14 protein-coding genes are annotated in these 18,118 nt (G+C 60.1%); 11 read left to right on the forward strand and 3 right to left on the reverse strand.

All coding sequences use genetic code 11. The features are described 5' to 3' along the window. Positions 1 to 27: 27 nt before the first annotated feature. Positions 28 to 2,547 (reverse strand): class I adenylate cyclase, encoded by a 2,520-nt coding sequence (locus tag G5195_RS05605; RefSeq protein WP_216952724.1) that lies wholly within the window; start codon positions 2,545 to 2,547, stop codon positions 28 to 30. Positions 2,548 to 2,870: 323 nt separating this feature from the next. Between G5195_RS05605 and hemC the strand changes: the two genes are divergently transcribed. From hemC to G5195_RS05625, 4 genes are read left to right on the forward strand one after another with little or no spacing between them, the layout of a single operon-like run. Beyond that, on the forward strand, positions 2,871 to 3,800 hold the full coding sequence (hemC, locus tag G5195_RS05610; protein WP_139740585.1) for a hydroxymethylbilane synthase: 930 nt from the start codon (positions 2,871 to 2,873) through the stop codon (positions 3,798 to 3,800). Continuing rightward, positions 3,797 to 4,531: a uroporphyrinogen-III synthase gene (locus tag G5195_RS05615; protein ID WP_421212210.1), complete on the forward strand. Its 735-nt coding sequence runs from the start codon at positions 3,797 to 3,799 to the stop codon at positions 4,529 to 4,531. Before hemC ends, G5195_RS05615 begins: the two co-directional genes overlap by 4 nt. Further along, positions 4,528 to 5,577, forward strand: a complete 1,050-nt coding sequence (locus G5195_RS05620) for a uroporphyrinogen-III C-methyltransferase (RefSeq protein WP_005336380.1) — start codon at positions 4,528 to 4,530, stop codon at positions 5,575 to 5,577. The genes G5195_RS05615 and G5195_RS05620 overlap by 4 nt, the downstream gene beginning before the upstream one ends. Before the next feature lie 10 nt (positions 5,578 to 5,587). Beyond that, on the forward strand, positions 5,588 to 6,751 hold the full coding sequence (locus tag G5195_RS05625) for a heme biosynthesis HemY N-terminal domain-containing protein (protein ID WP_100646922.1): 1,164 nt from the start codon (positions 5,588 to 5,590) through the stop codon (positions 6,749 to 6,751). A gap of 69 nt (positions 6,752 to 6,820) precedes the next feature. Here the strand turns inward: G5195_RS05625 and G5195_RS05630 are convergent, their stop codons facing one another. Together G5195_RS05630 and glpX are read right to left on the reverse strand one after the other, a co-directional pair. Continuing rightward, complete coding sequence (locus G5195_RS05630) at positions 6,821 to 7,072, reverse strand: YkgJ family cysteine cluster protein (protein ID WP_005336384.1); 252 nt, start codon at positions 7,070 to 7,072, stop codon at positions 6,821 to 6,823. Positions 7,073 to 7,206: 134 nt separating this feature from the next. Beyond that, the gene (gene glpX, locus G5195_RS05635) at positions 7,207 to 8,217 is read right to left on the reverse strand and encodes a class II fructose-bisphosphatase (protein WP_005336386.1); all 1,011 of its coding nucleotides are present in this window, start codon (positions 8,215 to 8,217) and stop codon (positions 7,207 to 7,209) included. Positions 8,218 to 8,435: 218 nt separating this feature from the next. Between glpX and G5195_RS05640 the strand changes: the two genes are divergently transcribed. The 7 genes from G5195_RS05640 (at position 8,436) to G5195_RS05670 (ending at position 18,118) form a co-directional block, all read left to right on the forward strand. Continuing rightward, positions 8,436 to 9,497, forward strand: a complete 1,062-nt coding sequence (locus tag G5195_RS05640; RefSeq protein WP_216952723.1) for a porin — start codon at positions 8,436 to 8,438, stop codon at positions 9,495 to 9,497. Positions 9,498 to 9,617: 120 nt separating this feature from the next. Next, positions 9,618 to 10,538 (forward strand): ABC transporter substrate-binding protein, encoded by a 921-nt coding sequence (locus tag G5195_RS05645; protein WP_421223078.1) that lies wholly within the window; start codon positions 9,618 to 9,620, stop codon positions 10,536 to 10,538. 33 nt (positions 10,539 to 10,571) lie between these two features. Continuing rightward, positions 10,572 to 11,450 (forward strand): DMT family transporter, encoded by an 879-nt coding sequence (locus G5195_RS05650; protein ID WP_421223079.1) that lies wholly within the window; start codon positions 10,572 to 10,574, stop codon positions 11,448 to 11,450. A 435-nt stretch (positions 11,451 to 11,885) separates the two neighbouring features. After that, positions 11,886 to 13,352 carry a glutamate/gamma-aminobutyrate family transporter YjeM gene (gene yjeM / locus G5195_RS05655; RefSeq protein ID WP_042053465.1) on the forward strand — a complete coding sequence of 489 codons (1,467 nt, stop codon included), beginning with the start codon at positions 11,886 to 11,888 and terminating at the stop codon, positions 13,350 to 13,352. 259 nt (positions 13,353 to 13,611) lie between these two features. Continuing rightward, positions 13,612 to 14,523, forward strand: a complete 912-nt coding sequence (pbpG, locus tag G5195_RS05660) for a D-alanyl-D-alanine endopeptidase (RefSeq protein WP_005336410.1) — start codon at positions 13,612 to 13,614, stop codon at positions 14,521 to 14,523. Between the two features lie 223 nt (positions 14,524 to 14,746). After that, a complete protein-coding gene (locus G5195_RS05665; RefSeq protein ID WP_421235921.1) occupies positions 14,747 to 15,784 on the forward strand; it encodes an acyltransferase in 1,038 nt (345 codons plus the stop codon). Positions 15,785 to 16,075: 291 nt separating this feature from the next. Then, on the forward strand, positions 16,076 to 18,118 hold the full coding sequence (locus tag G5195_RS05670; RefSeq protein WP_421235922.1) for a TonB-dependent receptor: 2,043 nt from the start codon (positions 16,076 to 16,078) through the stop codon (positions 18,116 to 18,118).

The following is an 18,118-nucleotide window of genomic DNA, read 5'->3' on the forward strand; positions in this document are numbered from 1 at the left end:
GTTTTTATGGCGACTTACCCTCGCGGGTCACCCGACATCACGAGTGGGTGACACCTGCTCACGCGGAGCTCCCTGGCTGCGATAGGGGATCACTGCCAGCTCGCTCCCCTGCTGCACTATCTCGTAGTACTGGGGCAGGTTGAAGTTGATGAACTGACCATCATCGCTGAACCGCTCGTGGTTGGAGGTGTAGAAGCGGTTGACCCCCGCCACCAGCTCATCCTTGTTGCCGGCAAAGTGCTGGTAGATCTCCACCCGGTTCGCCTCATCGAGGATATAGATGTTGGTGCCCGCATCCCGGGTATCGAAGAAGAACTGCACCAACCCTTCGCTGGCGTAGGCATCGACGATGCTCGGCAGATGCTGGCTGTGGGTCTTGTCGAGCCGCAGCGGCAGGTGATCCAGCTTGTTGTGGGAGATGTGACGGTAAAAATCGATGGCGTTCTCCAGCTTCTTCACCGACACCCCGCGCCGCTCGAAGAAGATGCCGTACTTCTCGCGGCCAAGGGCCATGGTCTTGACCAGCTGCTGCTTGTCGCGGGCAAGGCGCAGATCGATACACTCCGCCACCAGCTTCTGGAAACGGGAGCGCACCAGAGATCGGAAGTGCTGGCTATAGCAGAACACCTCGATCATCTCGGGGGCGGCGGCATCCTGATGCATCTTGCCGAGGATGGTGGTGAGGGCATCGACCACAGCTTCATCCCCCTGGAAGTGCAGAGTACGGATCTCGCTCCAGGAGTTGCGATAGACCAGATCCACCGAACCGACCAGACACTCCTGATTGCGACCGAACGAGAAGACATCCACTGTATTGGCGTCAAATTCGATCACCTGACCGACCCAGTGGCTGGTCGGGTCCATCTCCAGGTTGAGGAAGATGGAGAGCTGACGGATCTCGCACGGCCGACTGAGCGCCAGGTTGGTGGCCAGCGGGTACTTCTCGGGGAAGCAGCCGGAGAGATCGCGGCAGAACTGGTGCAGATTGTCGATGTGCAGATCCGAGCCCTGATTGAACAGGTGCACCCGCGACTGGGGGGTCAGCAGATCGTTGAAGTAGGCCCAGGAGACCAGCTTGCTGATGTAGCCGTTGAACTCGAGCGGCGCGCGACCAATGATGTCCACCGGCTCCAGCGAATGTTTGTAGAGATACCAGCCGGCGCGGTTGAGGCGACCGTGGGGCACCTGCACGAAGCTAAGGTCGGGCTCGCTCAGATCCGGCGCGATCTTGAGGTTCACCCGCTGCACCTTGCCCGGCAGGCTCTCGAACGCGGCGTATAGTTTACGCGACAGGATGCCGATATCTTCCGGGTTGATCGACTCGCTGATGTTGTTGCGACGGGCGAACTGGATCAGGTTGCGGTAGCTCTGCATCAGGGCCTCCAGCAACTCGGCATGGGCGATCTTCACCTCCTCGACCTTCCACTCGTGGCGATGATCGAGGTGGTACAGTTTATCCTGGCTCCAACCCCAGTAGGAGACCAGTTGGCTCATCTGCTCGCGGCGCCACTCGGGAGAGTGATCATCCTTGGGATGACTGAGGCCATCGCACACCTTGAGGTAGAAGCAGCGGCGCACCAGATCGAGTCGCGCCATGTCGCCGATGGACTTGAGGTAATTGGTCACCTTGTCCAGCATCAGACAATAGTTGTCGAGCCGGTAGTGCATCCCCTCGTTGTGCTGAAACCAGTCGCGGCTGATCATCGATAGCAACCGGGTGTTGGGGTACTCGTGGGAATAAGCCTCCATCAGCACCGACTTGAGCACCGCCTTATAGGGGGAATCGATCCCCTTGTAGAGCTGCCACAGGGCAGAGCCGAAATACTCCTCCGCCGGAATCCGGTCAAAACTGCCGAGATCGAGCCAGTCATCCTGCCTGAGCTTGCCACTCTCGAACAACCCGTTCACATAGTCGTCGTAGTGATCATCACACTCGGTGGGCACCAGATACCAGATCAAGCGTTTGCCCGCGATACGCATGGCGCTGCGGTAGAACTCGTCAAGCAGCAGCAGGTGCTGGGCGCTGCCACAGCTCTCTCCCTGCATCTCGGCATCGTTGGTCTGGCGGAACTTGTCTTCGGGGATCAGGAAGAAGTTGAGGTCGACCCCGCGCTGCTCCGCCCACTTGGAGAGCAACCGGCACTTCTGCTCCAGCAGGGCGAGCCGCTCCTGCGACAAGCCAGCCACGTGGCAAACCCAGATATCGAGATCGGAGTGACAGCACTGGCCGATGGAGGAGGTGCTGCCCATGGAGTAGAGCCCCTGAATGGCTCGATCATGGGTTGCCAGGCCGCTCTGACAGTTGGCGTTGCGACAGAGGTCATCGATAAAGGCTTGCTGCTCGGCGCTGGCGCTGAAGCTCCAGATGCCATGAGGAACATCACCGGAGACATAACCGGGGAGCAGGGGGTGATTGAAGTGCAGCATGACGGGCAGCAGTTGGAATACCTGCTGCCCGTAGCGACTCATGAGACCTAACGCCCGTTGCGTCTTGAGACGGGTAATGTCGTCATAACGCGCAACCAGCGTATCGATGTGTTCCTGCAATGCCCTGCCTATCACCTAAGTGAAAATGACGCACCAAAAGAGGGATACGTCAAAAAAGTGTGATCATGTTAACAATGCAAACAGCGGTGGTAAACAAGCCTTCAGCTAAACGTCAGATTATTTCTGGTATGACCACATCAAGTATCAGGGGAAATCATTAAATTCCAATGCATTCAATGAATTAATCAAGGCCGCTTGCTTAATGAAAATCATTTTCAGCATGCATTTTTGAGCTTGGCCCCGCTTTTGCCGGCTCCGCCATGAAAGCACGGGCAAAGGGTGGTAATATCGATTTCCTTCTAAAAATGAAACAACTGATTGATATGGCAGCCCGAACCCTGAAAATTGCCACTCGCAAGAGCCCTCTGGCCCTGTGGCAGGCCAACTTTGTCAAAGACCGGCTCGAAGCCCTGCACCCGCAGTTGCAGGTCGAACTGGTGCCCATGAGCACTCAGGGTGACAAGATCCTCGATACCCCGCTGGCCAAGGTCGGTGGCAAGGGGTTGTTCGTCAAGGAGCTGGAGACCGCCATGCTGGAAGGGCGGGCCGATATCGCCGTTCACTCCATGAAAGACGTGCCGGTGGAGTTCCCCGAGGGACTTGGTCTGCACACTATCTGCGAGCGGGAAGATCCCCGCGACGCCTTCGTTTCCAACCGTTTCAAAGCTATTGCCGAACTGCCGCAAGGGGCCGTGGTCGGCACCTCCAGCCTGCGCCGCCAGTGCCAGTTGCGCGCGGCGCGCCCGGATTTGGTGATCCGCGACCTACGTGGCAACGTCAACACCCGCCTCGCCAAGCTGGATGCCGGTGAGTACGACGCCATCATCCTCGCCGCCGCCGGTCTGAAACGACTGGAGATGGCGCACCGCATCACCGCCTTTATCGAGCCGGAGCAGAGCCTGCCCGCCAACGGTCAGGGTGCCGTCGGTATCGAATGTCGCCTCGACGATGTTGAGCTTCACGCCCTGCTGGCGCCGCTGGAGCACGCCGAGACCCGCGCCCGGGTGCTGACCGAACGCGCCATGAATCGCGCCCTGCAAGGGGGATGTCAGGTGCCTATCGGTGCCTACGCACTGGTCGAAGGCGAGCAGATCTGGCTGCGCGGTCTGGTGGGTAGCCCGGATGGCAGCCAGGTAATCCGTGACGAGATCCGCGGCCCGCTGGCCGATGGTGAGGCCCTCGGCGAGCAACTGGCCCAGCGCCTGCTGGCCGCCGGTGCCGACGAGATCCTCGCCGAGGTCTACCGCGCATGACCCCGCTGGTGGTGCGTCCGGCCGCCCAGGCCGCCGAACTGGTGCAGTTGTTGCGCCAGCACGGCCATGCACCACTCTGCTGCCCGCTGCTGGAAACCGTGGCGGGCAGTGAACTCCCCCGCTTGCCCAACCTGTTGCACAGCGCCGATATCGTTATCGCGGTCAGCATCCATGCCGTTCATTTTGCACACGATTTTCTGTTGCAAACTGGTCAGACCTGGCCACATATTGAGTACTTTGCGGTGGGTCAGGCCAGCGCAGATGCGTTTGCCGCTATCGGCATCACAGCAAGCTGCCCGGATGACCCGCGCAGCGAAGGGCTGCTGGCCCTGCCCGCCCTGCAGCAGGTAGCAGGCAAACGGGTACTGATCTTGCGCGGTAATGGCGGGCGGGATCTCATCGCCAGCACGCTGGCCTCACGCGGTGCTCTGGTGCACTATTGTGCGGCCTATGAACGCCACTACCCCGAGCTAGACGGGGAGACATTGACCCGCCACTGGCAGGCAGCGGGGCTGGACAGCCTGCTCATTACCAGTGGTGAACTGCTGCAACGGCTGCTGGAGCTGGTTCCCGACCACCAGCGGCCCTGGCTTTTTGACCGCCTGCTGGTGGTCCCCAGCCCGCGAGTGGCCGAGATGGCCCACTCCGCGGGCTTTATCCATATCACGATTGCCCAAGGTGCATCCAACCAGGCCCTGACGGCCGCACTGGAACTGAGGAAGATGGAATGACAGAACAACAAGAATCCCAGGTAAAACCCCAGCCGACCGCTGCGGTCAATGGCAGCAAGAGCCGCTCCGGTGCCGTACTGGGAGGGGTCGCCATCCTGCTGGCCCTTGGCCTGACCGGCGGTCTCTATCTGCACGGTCACAAGAATGCCGTGGCCCAGCAAGCCGAACTGGCCCAGCTCAAGCAGCAGCTGGCGAGCGCCCTGAGCAAGATCGACCAGACCAGCAGCAAGGATGCCGAGCAGCTGGCCGCGCTGGATCAAACCCAGCAGCGGCTGCAAGGGGAGATGCAGGGTCTGCAGAACCGGGTACTGGATCTCAACGATAAACGCCCCAACGACTGGATGCTGGCCGAATCCGAGTATCTGGTTCGGATGGCGGGTCGCAAACTGTGGCTGGAGCATGACCTCGTCTCCGCCATCACATTGCTCGGCAATGCCGACGAGCGGATCGCCGCCCTCAACGACCCCAGCCTGATGCCGATCCGCAAGGCGCTGGCCGAGGATATCGCCAAGCTCAAGGGGATGCCGCGCATCGACCGCGAGGGACTGACCCTCAAGCTGGCGGCACTGTCCGACCAGATCGAGCTGCTGCCCCTCTCCACCGTCAGCATGCCGGAAGCCAAGGCCGAGCCGGATCAAGCGGTCAGCACCAATCCAGACGAGTGGGAGAGCAATCTGAAGAAGAACTGGGTCAAGTTCACCGAGAACTTCGTCACCATCCGTCGCCGCGATGGCGCGGTCGAGGCGCTGCTCTCGCCGCAGCAGGAGATCTTCCTGCGTGAAAACCTCAAAACCAAGCTGTTGCAGGCCCAGCTCTCCGTCTATCGCGAGCAGCAGGCGCTCTACGAAGACAGCTTGGACAAGGCCCAGCGCTGGCTGACCCAATATTTCGACACCGACAACAGCGCCACCCGCTACATGCAGGGCGAGATCGACAAGCTAAAGGGTGAGCAGATCCAGATCGACTATCCGGCCCAGTTCAAGACCCAGGCCATGCTGGAGCAGGTGCTGACCGAACGCCTGCAACGCATTCTGGCCAGCAGCTGAGGAGGGCACCATGATCCGTATAATCATTCTGGTTGCCGTGATGGTCGCAGGGCTGATCTTTGGCCCGCAAGCCTCCGGTAACAAGGGCTATGTACTGATTGCCCTTGGCAATTACACCATCGAATCTTCCGTCACCAGCGCGGTGATCCTGGCCGTGCTGTTCTACGGCGCCCTGCTGATCGTCGAGTGGCTGCTGGGTCGGGTATTCGGCCTGCGCCGCAAGACCCTCGGCTGGTACGGCTCGCGCCGCCGCCGCAAGGCCAATCAACAGACCGTCGCCGCCACCCTGGCGATGGCCGAAGGGCACTACAGTCAGGCTGAAAAACTGATGATCAAGGGGGCCAGCAACAGCGATACCCCGCTGCTCAACTACCTGAGCGCCGCCAAGGCGGCACAGGCCCGTGGTGACGACGCCCGCCGGGATCAATACCTGCAAAAAGCGCAGGAAGAGAATCCCAAAGCCGAGCTGGCGCTCACCCTGACCCAAACCCAATTGCAAATCGAGCAGGGCCAGTACGATACCGCGCTGGCGATGCTGGAGTCGGTCTACGCCCTCAACCCGCGCCACCCCATGGTGCTGGATCAGCTGCGTCAGGTGCATCTGGCCCGTCAGGACTGGAGCGCCCTGTGCGACCTGATCCCGGCGCTGCACAAGGTGGGCAAGCTGACCCCGAAACAGGAAGAAGATCTGCTGCAACAAGCCTGGTGTGGTCGCCTGCAACAGGCTGCCGGCAGCCTCGAGACCCTCAAGGCGGTGTGGCAGGATCTGCCGCGCAAACTGCGCCTCGAGCCAGAACTGCTGGCCTGCTACGGCGATCTGCTGCGCCAGCTGGGCGCCGATGGCGAGGCCGCCACCCTGTGGCAGGAGGCGCTGCGCAAACAGCCGATGCCGCAGCTGCTGGCTCGCCTGCCCAAGCTGAAACTCGACAGCTACCAGCCGCTGTTGGCACTGCTGCAAAAACAGCAGGGGCAACCGGAGGTGGACACCGCACTGGCCCAGCTCTATCTACTGGCCGGTCAGCTGGACGATGCCCAGAAGCTGCTGGAGCAGGAGGTGGAGCGGGCGCCGAGCGCCGCCGCCTACCATGCTCTCGGCCAGCTGATGGACAAGCGCCGCCTTACCAACAAGGCCAACGAGTACTATCGTCAGGCACTGGAGCTGGCGGGGATCTGATCCCCGGCGAATAGAAACGCGAGAGGCCGCATGATGCGGCCTCTTTTTTATCGCTTCACTCTGCCCTCGTCAGGTGGTGAGCCGCTCCAGCTCGCCGATCAGCCAGATGGCCTCGGCACGGTGGCTGCCGCACACATCCATCATGGGGCGAAAACCGCCGCACACCGCCGGGCGCTCCGGTTGACCGAAGATCTTGCAGCCAAGGGCGCTATCGAGCTGGATACAGGGGACGCCAGCCGGTTTGCCATCTGGCATACCGGGAATGGCACTGCTGATACTGGGGGCGATGCAACAGGCAGCGCAGCCGCTACGACACTCCATAGACTCCACTCCTTTGGGACGGTCTGAGCCACCATAGCCGAAGCGGCGGCACAAACGTAGCTGGCGCACAAGAAAAAGCCCGACCGCACGGGCGATCGGGCTTCAGACAACACAGCCGGTTCAGCGAGCCATCATCACAAGATGATATCGCGTACCACGCTGTCTTTGCGCTCAAGGTAATGGATCGACTTGATACGACGAATGGTGCGGGATTTACCACGGATCAACAGAGTCTCGGTGGTCGCCATCACGCCATCGCTGGTGATGCCATCCAGCAGATCACCCTTGGTGATGCCGGTGGCGGAGAAGATGACGTTGTCATTCTTCGCCATGTCTTCCAGCTTGAGCACCTTGTTGACATCGATGCCCAGCGCTTCGCAGCGGGCAATTTCCTGCTCGCCCAGCGCACGCACTTCCGGGCTGTCGCCCTTGACGCGGTGACGCGGCACCAGACGGGCCTGCATATCGCCATCCAGCGCGCGGATCACCGCCGCGGAGATCACCCCTTCCGGTGCGCCGCCGATGCCATACAGCATGTCGACTTCGCTGTCCGGCAGACAGGTGAGGATGGAGGCGGCAACGTCACCATCAGGAATGGCGAACACCCGCACGCCCAGACCCTGCATCTCCTTGATTGCCTTGTCATGACGCGGCTTGGCCAGGGTAATGACGGTCAGACGGGAGAGCGGCTTGCCCAGCGCCTTGGCCACGGACTTCAGGTTCAGCTCGAGAGCCTGATCCAGGTCGATGGCGCCTTTGGCCTTGGGCCCGACGATCAGCTTTTCCATGTACATGTCAGGTGCTTTCAGGAAAGAACCCTTGTCGCCCACCGCCAGCACGGCCAGCGCGTTGGCCTGACCCATGGCGGTCATGCGGGTACCCTCGATGGGATCGACCGCGATATCCACCGCGTCGCCGTGTCCGGTACCGACCTTCTCGCCGATATAGAGCATCGGCGCTTCATCAATTTCACCTTCGCCGATCACAATCTCACCATCGATCTCGATCTGGTTGAGAATGTGGCGCATGGCCGCTACGGCCGCCCCATCAGCGATATTCTTGTCACCACGTCCGAGCCACTTGTAGCCAGCCAGTGCAGCCGCTTCCGTCACTCGGGAAAACTCGATTGCCAGTTCACGTCTCATCGCATATCCAACCTATGGAGCTCGAAAACGGGCGGCATTCTACCACAAGGGCAAACCTTTGCGCACAAAAGTAGCTGCCAGGTGCATAAATGTAGCCAATTCATCCAATTGCAACCCAATTGCCATCGACTCTTCATCCAGTTGTCACCCCGCTGTCATGCATCTTCCCTAGGATGGCCCCGTCTTCAAAACAAAAGCTTGCAACACAAGGGATTAAGATGAAAAAGCTGACTGTAGTGGCACTGGCTCTGACCGCCGCCTTCCAGGCGCAAGCCGTTGAGGTGTATAAAAATGATACCGCCATGCTGGACCTGTATGGCCGCATCTACGCCGGTCAATTCTTCGGCGACAAGAAAGAAAACGTCGATACCGCCAACCCGAATGGCACCAAGGATTACAGCGCCAAGCAAGGGGCTAACCAGTTTGTCCGCTTCGGTGCCAAGGCCGAGACCCAGATCCAGAGCGGTCTGAAGGCGCTGGCCCAGTACGAAGTGCAGATGTACATCAACGACAGCGAGAAGACCATCAGCGAGAGCTCCGACAACCTACGTACCCGTCTGGCCTTTGCCGGTGTGGGCGCTGACTGGGGTACAGTGACCTTCGGCCGCCAGAAAGGTGCCCCGGGTTTCCTGGCGGACTGGACTGATGTCTCCCTCTCCGACGGCTACGGTAACGAAGCGCTGGGTGCAAAAACCGACACCTTCGCCACCAACCGCGCCGGTTCCGTACTGAAATACTCCGGCCTGTTCAATGGCTTCCAGCTCGACACCAGCTACAAGTTCGACGGTGGTGACACCGAAGAGACTACCAGCAAGGATAGCGACGCGGCCTACGGAGCAGCCGTGGCCTATACCTTCCCTTTCAACCTGTCGCTGGGTACCGCCTATAACGTCGGCCTGCGCGACAAGAGCGGTGAAGAAGATGCAAAACTGTGGCTGATCTCCGCCAAGTTTGACAACAAGGCCGCCTACGCCGCCCTGAGTTATGCCGATGGCAGCGACTTCCTGGCGACCGGCACCGATCACACCGGTTGGGAAGCCGCGCTGGGCTACAACTTCGAGAATGGCTTCGGTCTGATGGCGCTGTGGAACAAACAGGAGCAGGACAAGGCTGGCACCAAGAAAGACAATGTGGATTACTACACCCTGGGAGCCCAGTACAAGTTCAACAAGAACCTGCGGGTGATTGGCGAGTACCGCATCAACAATCTAGACAGCGTTGCCGGCAAAGCGACCGCCAACAAGGATGACTTCCAGCTGGCTGCCCGCTACGACTTCTAATCGAGGTTTTGCGGATCCCAAAAGCGCGATGGCTTGCCATCGCGCTTTTTGCTGAGCGTCGCTCACGACCGGAGAAAGTGGCCTAGGCTCAACAGTAGATTTATCGCCGGAGAGATGATCATGGTCAGGCTGCCTTTCGTCCTGCTGTTGCTGCTGGCTCTTCCCGCTCACGCCCTCTCTATCGCCATGGTGCTGTGGCGCGGTGAAACCGCAGCCGAAACGGGCTTTCGGGCAGAGCTGACCCGTCTTGGCTATCAGGCCACCATCACCACCTATAACGCCGATCAGGATCGCACAGCGCTGGCAACCATGCTGCGCCAGCAGATGCTGCCGAAACTGGCCGAATACGACTACATCTACACCTTTGGCACCACCGCCACCACCATGACCAAGAGTCTGGTAGCCAACCGCAAGCCACTGATCTTCAACGTGGTATCCGATCCGGTCGGGGCAGACATTCTCTCGGAAGATAAAGCCCAGAACAGCATGGTGGCCGGGGTAAGCAACATGGTGCCGATGGCACTGCAACTGGCCAACGCCAGCGAGCATCTGGCCACCGGAAAACGGCTGCTGCTACCCTTCAACCCCCGTGAGCAGAACACCCTGCTGGTGGCCGATATGTTGCTCAATGAAGCGAAACGCTACCAGTGGCAGATGGTCACCTGGCGAATGGCCCCTGACCCACGGCGGCTGGACAACGAACTGAAGCGGCTGCAACAGGATGCCAAAAACGACATCGTCTTTCTGGCCGCAGACAGCTATCTGCTCTCCATCGCCCCCCGTTTGCTGAATGCACTCAACGCAGCTGCCATCCCTACCATCTGCAGTGCAGAGCTGTTCGTCGAGCACGGCTGCAGCGTTGGCACCATCAGCAGCTACGAGGCGCTGGGCAAGATGGCCGCAGTAATCATCCATCGCCACCAGCAGGGAACGCAGTTGCAGGATATTCCGCTGCAGACAGATCCCCACCCCAAACTGGTGCTGGGGCAACTGGGCAGCACCACCAAGCAGGAGAAGAACCCCGAGAAACCGAAGCTTTGATAAAGATCTCGGCCAATCAGGCTCCAGACGGGTATGCTGTTGGCCCCCATCGCCCGAGAGCCCTTTCCCATGAGCACCACCGTCTTTTTTGCCGTTCTGCTGGCAGCCCTGCTTCACGCCAGCTGGAATGCGCTGGTCAAAATTGGCGAAGAGCGGCTGGTGGGGGTGTCACTGGTGGCGATCTTTTCAGGGCTTATCGCCGCCGTGGCGCTGCTGCCCATGGGGCTTCCCTCTGCTGCCGAGCTGCCCTGGCTCGGCCTCTCAGTCCTGCTCCATATCGGTTACTGCCTGTTTCTCAGCAATGCCTACAATCAGGGCGATTTTGGCCAGATCTATCCGCTGGCCCGTGGCAGTGCCCCGCTGCTCGCCATGGCGTTAAGTGCCATATTGCTGGGGGACTACCCCGGTTACGGCGGCATCATCGGCGCCTGCGTGCTGATCATGGGGGTCTTGCTGATGGCCAGGCGAGGTGGGCAGCAGCGCCTTGACAGCAAAGCGGTTCGGGCAGCACTGATCACGGCCATGTTCACGGCGACCTATACCCTCTCGGATGGGGCCGGCGCCCGCGCAGGGGGTGAACCGGTACGCTACACCCTCTGGCTCTTTGCCTGTACCGGGCTGGCGATGCTGCTGGTGCTGCTCGCCCACCAGAAACGCAAGGCATGGAGCCAGATCCGTCAATATGCGCTGGTTGGCGCTACCGGAGGTGCCATGTCACTGCTCGCCTATGGGATTGTTATCTGGGCCATGACCCAAGCTCCCATTGGCGTAGTCGCGGCTCTGCGCGAAAGCAGTGTGCTGTTTGCCATGCTGCTCTCGGTCTGGCTGCTGAAAAAGCCGCTCGGGCGCATGCGGCTGACGGCGGCGGCCATTATTACCGGCGGCGTGCTGCTGACCCGGCTGGGAGGATAAGCGCTGTCGCCATTGGGGCGGATTTATCAGGCTGGATGGCGCAATTCACTCCGCCAAATATGCCGAATACCAATAATGGAAATAAGTGTCGGCCTAGGCGTAAATGTTTACATCCGCAACGTATCAATTAACTGGCAGGTCTGTTTATTTCAACCACAGCTTCATTCGGGAAACTTACCTGCCCAGCAGCATTAATGATAAAATCGTTCACAGTTAATTTTCGGCAACGCTGACCAATACCGCGCATGGCACAGACCATGCAGCTCCGCCCATACATTCATTGACCGCCTGACGGGTAAGCCAGCCCGGTCAGAGATGACCCGATCGCGCCCGCCACAGCAAGATGGCATGGCGCTACTGCGTTATTAATGGGTCCGGTTTCGTCCGTTTAATTTTTGATTATTTTAAATCCAGCACCATCAGGGAGTTTTTAATATGTCAGCAAAAAAGCTGAAATTGGGCGCCTTTATATTGATGATATTAACATCGGTATTTGGCGTCACTAATATCGGGATCGGTTTTTACCGAATGGGATATGCCGCCATTCCGATGTTCGTGATCGGCGGTCTGTTCTTCTTCATCCCGTTCATTTTGATGATGATCGAATTCGGCACCGGCTTTCGCAAAGAGGCAGGCGGCATCTTTACCTGGATGCGCCACTCGGTCTCGACCCGATTCGCCTTTATCGGTCTGACCATGTGGTTCGCCTCCTACGTCATCTGGATGTTTGGCAAGGCGCTCTCCATGTGGGTGCCCCTCTCCTTCATGCTGTTTGGCCGCGACATCACCGTCATCCCGGTCACCCTGGGCACCGGCATCGACTTTGGCCCCTTTATTCTGGGCGTAGTCGCCATCGCACTGGTTGCCACCGTCACCAAGCTCATCACCCTGGGCAGCGCCCGCTTCGCCAAAGTGGCGGCTATCGGCGGTCTCTCCGTGGTGGCACTCAACGTGTTGCTGCTGGTCGGTGGCGTCTTCACCTTCGCGGTGAGCGGCATGACTCTGCAGGAGCCCTTCACCCAGGCATCACTGACGGCGTCTCCCAATGCCGCGTTCAACGACATCATCCCCTTCCTCGGCTTTATGGTGTTCGCCATCTTCGCCTACGGCGGGGTCGAGGCGATGGCCGGGGTGGCTGACGAGCTGGAAGATCCCGAGCGTGACCTCAAGCGCGGCATCTTCCTCTCCGGCGCCTTCATCGTACTCTGCTACATCATCGGCTTTCTGGCGGTTGGCTCAATCATGCGCTGGAGCGACTTCCCGGCCGAGGGGATCACCTCTCTCTCCGCCCTCTTCATCATCATGTTGGAGCTGGGGCGCCATCTCGGTGGCGAGTGGCTGGGACAGGTGTTCATGCGCTTTGCTGGCCTTGGCATGTTCCTGAGCTATCTGGGCGCCTTTATCGCCCTCTCATACGCGCCACTGCGCCAGTTCATCACCGGCACCCCGAGCTACTTCTGGCCGGAGCGTTTCCAGCGCGAGAACGAGAATGGCGTGCGCATTGAAGCCCTCAAGGTGCAAGCCTGGGTGGTCTGTCTGTTCATTGCCGCCAAGTCCATCTTTACCCTGATCAACCCGGAAGGGGCCGCCGCCCTCTACGAGCTGATCATCACCATGACCAACGTCGGCATGACCCTGCCCTACATGTTCCTCATCTACGCCTGGTATCGCTATCGCAACAACCCGGCGCTGGGCAAGGACCTGATCTTCTTCAAGAGCGCGGGCTCGGTACTGCTTGCCACCATCATCAGCCTGATCCTGGTCGCCTTCGGCAACGTCTTTACCGTGGTCGCCCCCTTTATCTCCGGCGATATCTCCACCGGCGTCTGGACCATCATTGGCCCGCTGCTGTTCGTGGTGATCGCCATGCGCTTCAAGATCAAGCAGGAAGATGCCCACTAACCGGCAGGCAATGCTCCATGCCAATCGGGACCGTTCTGGTCCCGATTTTTTTAGCGCCGGCTTCCGCTCGCCATCACGGCCAGTCCATAGTTTCAATGCAAAAAAAGACTCTATGGAGACCTCTTTTACGCTCTCCTCGCCGTCAGAGCACGCTCAACGCCGTAAATTATCAATATCAAGGTGAGAATGATTGTGAAGCGCCAGTTCACGACATATAACTTAGCGAGATATCCCTGTATTTCGTCCGGTAGAGCTGATCATGATGATGCGTTCCCTCCTTCCCCTGTTGCTTGGCGCAGTAATGCTGCCGGCCACTATGGACAGTGCCCATGCCAACCCCTTTTCCGCCAGCAGCAAGAGCAGCAGCGGCTTTCTCGAGCGACGGGATGTGCCCAACCTCAGCTCGGCTGCCTTCGTGGTGGCCAACCACAGAACCGGCGAGGTGATCTCCGAGCGCAACGGCAACCGGGTAATGCCCATCGCCTCACTCACCAAGCTGATGACGGCGCTGGTAGTGCTGGATGCCAACCTGCGCCTCAACGAAATGCTCACCGTGACCAATGCCGACATCGACCGCATCAAGGGAACCGGTTCACGCCTGGCCATCGGCTCTAGGCTCAGCCGCGCCGAAATGCTCCATATCGCCCTGATGTCCTCTGAAAACCGTGCCGCCTCGGCACTGGCCCGCCACTATCCCGGCGGTCAGCGCGCCTTTGTCGAGGCGATGAACGCCAAAGCCCGCATGCTGGGGATGTGGAATACCCGCTACGCTGACAGCACAGGGCTCAACCCGCGCAATGTCTCCACCGCGCAGGATCTCGCCAAACTCGCCGCCGCAGCGGCCTCCTATCCGCTGATCCGCCAGTACTCCACCGACGAGCAGAGTTATGTGCGCACCAACAAGCGTCAGCTGCACTACCTCAACTCCAACCGGTTGATCCGCGAAGGGCAATGGGAGTTCACTCTCTCCAAGACCGGCTATATCCGCGAAGCGGGCCGCTGTCTGGTGCTGGGCACCAAGGTCAATCGCGAGCCGGTGATCATGGTGCTGCTCAATGCCGAGACCACCAACGATAGGGTCGCCGATGCCAAGCGGATCAAAACCTGGCTGGAGAGCTCGGGCAGAACCACCCTGGCCGCCAACCAGAGCAGCATGCTGACTCACCAGTAAGCTCGAGCTCCCCAACCAAGCGAGGCGTCCGCCTCGCTTTTTTTATCTGCATGAGCGCGCCCAAAAAACGGGAGCTTGCTCCCGTTACAGGTAACACCTTCCACCATCCCGTTACAAAACGTAACTACTCAACAGCGTGATTCACACTAATAGAATCAATTGGTTGTAAGTTTTCGGCAAGAATTTTAGCGTGCCGTCACAACCCCTGTAGTGACGAGCCACCATGCGTATTTCCAGTATCGAGTGCGGGCGGGTACTGGCCATTCTGGCCGTGATGACCATTCACATATCCCCCTTCGCCAATCCGTTCAATCCCGCCCTGTGGGGAAGTGGATCCTGGCTCTGGCTGAGCGGCACCATCAACCAGTTATGCCGCTTTGCCGTGCCGCTGTTTTTCCTCTGTGCCGGTTACTTTCTGCAGCCGAGACTGAGTCGCGAGGCGCCGCTGACCGTGGCTTGGCACTACTGCCGCCCCTTGCTGTTGCTCTGGCTGGTTTGGAGTCTGGTCTACCTGCTGGTGCCGTTCAATCCGCTGGATGCCGTGCAACAGGGCTATCTGGCCTCCCTGCGTGGGCAGTGGCAATTCCAGCTCGGCGACCCCCTCAATGGATGGCTGGTGGGCGGCATGATCCACCTCTGGTTCCTGCCAGCCCTGGTCATGGCGGTGGCCCTGCTGGCACTCTGCTACCGGCTTGGCAGACCATCGCTCGCCATCTGGCTGGGTCTTGGCCTCTACCTGCTGGCGCTGCTGGGGGGCTCCTATGCCAAGCCGCTGCTGGGCGCCGAGTGGCCACTGCTCACCCGTAACGGCCCCTTCTTCTCCCTGCTGTTTGTGGCGCTCGGGGCCCTGTTGCGCCAGCGTCAGTGGCAGCCCGATGCCCGCACCGGCTGGCAACTGCTGCTGGCGGGCGTGACGCTCTATGGCTGTGAAGCCTGGGCGCTGCAGCACTTTGCCGCAGTGCCGCTCACCCGCCACGACTTCCTGCTCGGCTCCCTTCCCTGGGCTCTCGGCCTGTTTGGACTGCTGCTGGCCAACCCCGAGTGGGGCAAGGGCAGCTGGCTTGAACGTCAGGCCCCCAAAGTGCTCGGGATCTACTGCCTGCACATGATGCTGGTGGTCTGGCTCTTCGTGTTTGGCCCGCAGGCCGCATCCATCCTGTGGGAGATCGCCAAGGTGCCGCTGCTGCTGGGATCGTCTCTGCTGGTCTATCGCCTGCTGGCGACTATCCCCCTCACCCGCCGACTGCTGAGCACTCGCTGAGTCCGATATCCGGCCCGTCCTATCGGGCCGGATATCGCTTCACATTTCGCACCTTTTTCTTCCGCTACGCCCTTTTCCCTCGCTTCGTTCTCGCGGTTTGCTGTAATGGCTCTGCTTTTCAGCCGAGCTCTGCCGACCACACAACACGCACCCAAAGCCCCCTCCATTTTCACCTTGCCAGACAAATGAAAATCAATATCATTGGCATCCCGCTTAAACTGGTCAGGCTAATTATAATTAAATCAATATGTTCGAGCCGTCAGGTCGACATCCAAAGAGTCAATATTGAATATGCAGCACCCTCACTTTCGCAGAACGCTGGTCTCGCTGGCACTGCTGGGCACCGGCTTCACTGCCCAGGCCACCGATGAAACCATGACTGTGGTTGGCAAACGCTCCCAGCATCAGGAAGTTGCCACCGCAACCCGTACCAATACGCCAGCCAAGCTGGTTCCCCAGACCATCGACAGCGTCAAGGTCAGCGAGCTGACCGCCTTCGGCCAACCGACGCTGAGTGAAGCCCTGAGCGGCATTCCCGGTGTCAACGCCAGCGGTGATACCCGCTTCGATGGAGTCAATATCCGCGGCTTCAGCGCCAGCAACGACTTCTATCTCGACGGGTTCCGCGACGACATGCAGTACACCCGGGATCTCGGCAACATCGAGCGTGTGGAAGTGCTCAAGGGCCCGGCTGCCGTGCTCTACGGCCGTGGCAGTACGGGGGGCATCGTCAACCGGGTCAGCAAGAAGCCGCAGAAAGGGCAGGAGTCCAGCGTCACCGCCCGGGTCGGCAGCTTTGACAGCCAGCGACTGGCTGCCGACCTCAATGGCGAGGCGAGTGAGCAGGTGCAACTGCGCCTCAACATGGCGCAAGAGGACAAAGATAGCTTCCGCAACGGCGTGAAGAGCAAGCGCACCCTGCTGGCCCCCTCCGTCAACTGGGAGATCAGCGACAACCTCAACTGGCTGGTGCAGTACGAGCGCAACGAACATGACCGCACCCCGGATCGCGGCATTCCCGGGGTCAATGGCCGTCCGGCCGATGTGCCGCGAGAGTATGTCTACAGCGATACCAGCCGCGACTTCATCGATGACGTGGCACAATCCACCCGCTCACGCCTCTCCTGGGATATCAACGATCAGTGGCAGTTGCGCCAGCAGCTCGGTTACTCCACCCTCGACAGCCAGTTTGACAACACCTATGTCACCAGCGTCAAAGGGGATCAGGTGACCCGCTCCCGCTGGCAGCAGGATCTGAAAGCGAAGAACCTGATCAGCAACACCGAGGCAGAAGGTCTGTTCCAGACCGGCCCGGTGGAACATCGCCTGCTGGCCGGCTTCGAGCAGAACTGGCAGGAGCGCACACCCAAGCTCTACCAGAACGCCACCGCCATCCCGTCCGGCAACCTCTACGACCCGGGCTCACTGCCTACCTACAATGGCGCCATGAAGCTCTCCAGCGACGCCAAACACAAGGTGCGCGGCAATGGCCTCTATCTGCAGGATCAGCTCAGCCTGGGTGACTGGCATCTGGTGGGCGGGCTGCGCCGTGACGACTTCACCGTCACCAGTCGCCGCTACGACCTCAACAAGGAGGAGAGCGTCTCGGTCAACAGCCTGAGCCCGCGCCTCGGTCTGGTGTGGAATCCCCTCGAGGATCACGCCTTCTACACCTCCTACAGCAAGACCTTCACTCCGGTGGGCGGCGAGCTGATCGGCATCACCCCGGGCGACAAAAACAACGGGCTGGAACCCCAGCACACCCGCCTCTACGAAGGTGGGGTGAAGAGTGACTGGCTGAGCGGCAAGCTGGCGACCACTCTCTCCCTCTATCGACTGGAGATGTACAACAAGCGCACCAAGGATCCGCTGGATCCCACCAAGGTGATCCTCACCGGCCTGCAGCGTACCGAAGGGGTCGAACTGAGCGCCCGCGCCGAGCTGACCGACGAGATCTATCTGCGTGGCGGCTTCGCCATTCAGGATGCGGAGCAGGTCAAGGCGGATGCGGATCTGCAGGGCAAGCGCCCGATGAACGTCTCCCGCCAGAATGGCCAGTTCTATCTCGGCTACAAGAGTGGCGAGCAGGGCTGGTTCGGTGAAACCGGCGTGACGGCGGTGGGCGATCGCTTCGCCGACAACGCCAACACCACCACACTGCCCGGTTACGCCCGCTTCGATGCGCGCGCCGGTTATCGCTGGCAGCAGTGGGAAGCCGAGCTGAGCGCCGAAAACCTGACCGACCACGAGTACTTCGTCAGCGCCACCAGTGCCACCCAGATCATGCCGGGTACGCCCCGTCAGCTGAGCCTGACCGGAACCTACCGCTTCTGA

Origin of the sequence: Aeromonas sp. 601039 (assembly GCF_049174415.1) — a bacterium.
GTDB classification, from domain to species: Bacteria; Pseudomonadota; Gammaproteobacteria; order Enterobacterales; family Aeromonadaceae; genus Aeromonas; species Aeromonas veronii_A.

Bases quoted from the DNA above. Each gene is read 5' to 3' on its own strand.
- pbpG (WP_005336410.1), top strand. From the start codon at position 13,612: ATGATGATGCGTTCCCTCCTTCCCCTGTTGCTTGGCGCAGTAATGCTG.
- G5195_RS05625 (WP_100646922.1), top strand. From the start codon at position 5,588: ATGATCCGTATAATCATTCTGGTTGCCGTGATGGTCGCAGGGCTGATC.
- G5195_RS05670 (WP_421235922.1), top strand. From the start codon at position 16,076: ATGCAGCACCCTCACTTTCGCAGAACGCTGGTCTCGCTGGCACTGCTG.
- G5195_RS05630 (WP_005336384.1), bottom strand. From the start codon at position 7,072: ATGGAGTGTCGTAGCGGCTGCGCTGCCTGTTGCATCGCCCCCAGTATC.
- G5195_RS05620 (WP_005336380.1), top strand. From the start codon at position 4,528: ATGACAGAACAACAAGAATCCCAGGTAAAACCCCAGCCGACCGCTGCG.
- G5195_RS05645 (WP_421223078.1), top strand. From the start codon at position 9,618: ATGGTCAGGCTGCCTTTCGTCCTGCTGTTGCTGCTGGCTCTTCCCGCT.
- yjeM (WP_042053465.1), top strand. From the start codon at position 11,886: ATGTCAGCAAAAAAGCTGAAATTGGGCGCCTTTATATTGATGATATTA.
- glpX (WP_005336386.1), bottom strand. From the start codon at position 8,217: ATGAGACGTGAACTGGCAATCGAGTTTTCCCGAGTGACGGAAGCGGCT.
- hemC (WP_139740585.1), top strand. From the start codon at position 2,871: ATGGCAGCCCGAACCCTGAAAATTGCCACTCGCAAGAGCCCTCTGGCC.
- G5195_RS05615 (WP_421212210.1), top strand. From the start codon at position 3,797: ATGACCCCGCTGGTGGTGCGTCCGGCCGCCCAGGCCGCCGAACTGGTG.
- G5195_RS05665 (WP_421235921.1), top strand. From the start codon at position 14,747: ATGCGTATTTCCAGTATCGAGTGCGGGCGGGTACTGGCCATTCTGGCC.
- G5195_RS05650 (WP_421223079.1), top strand. From the start codon at position 10,572: ATGCTGTTGGCCCCCATCGCCCGAGAGCCCTTTCCCATGAGCACCACC.
- G5195_RS05640 (WP_216952723.1), top strand. From the start codon at position 8,436: ATGAAAAAGCTGACTGTAGTGGCACTGGCTCTGACCGCCGCCTTCCAG.